The organism is Desertibacillus haloalkaliphilus (assembly GCF_019039105.1).
GTDB lineage: Bacteria > Bacillota > Bacilli > Bacillales > KJ1-10-99 > Desertibacillus > Desertibacillus haloalkaliphilus.
Map to the genome: position 1 here is coordinate 1 of NZ_JAHPIV010000190.1, position 418 is coordinate 418.

A 418-nucleotide genomic window follows, 5' to 3' on the forward strand; every position below is an offset into this window, starting at 1 on the left:
ACCTGCTGCGGGTGATGCCCTGGGCGGCGCATTTCCTGGCGAGCGCCCGCGCGTCGGCCTGGCGCCGCGCCGCCGCCGCGCTGGCCCCGCTCACCAACGCCGCCTATCCGGAGCACCGGCGCCTCGCCGACCGGGCCGGCGTGCCGCACCTCCTGCGCGAATGCGGCTGGGGGAAGCTCGACCGCACGGAAGCGGCCTTCGCGGGGGCAGCCCTGGAGCGCGAGATCTTGAGTCGGCACGGCGTTCCGTTCGAGATCGTCGAGGGACCGGCGATCCAGGCGCTCGAGCCCGCGCTGATCCGCCCCTTCGCCCGGGCGATGCTGCTGCCGGAGACCGGCGCCGTCGGGGATCCCGGTGGTCTCGTCGAGGCTGCCGAGCGGCTGTTCGCCGGCCTCGGCGGCCGCACCGTACGCACCAC

1 protein-coding gene is annotated in these 418 nt (G+C 76.1%); it reads left to right on the plus strand.

Annotated elements, in window-relative coordinates; all coding sequences use genetic code 11:
• The coding region (locus tag KH400_RS29785) for an FAD-dependent oxidoreductase (protein WP_217228113.1) at positions 1-418 on the plus strand (418 nt) is incomplete at both ends.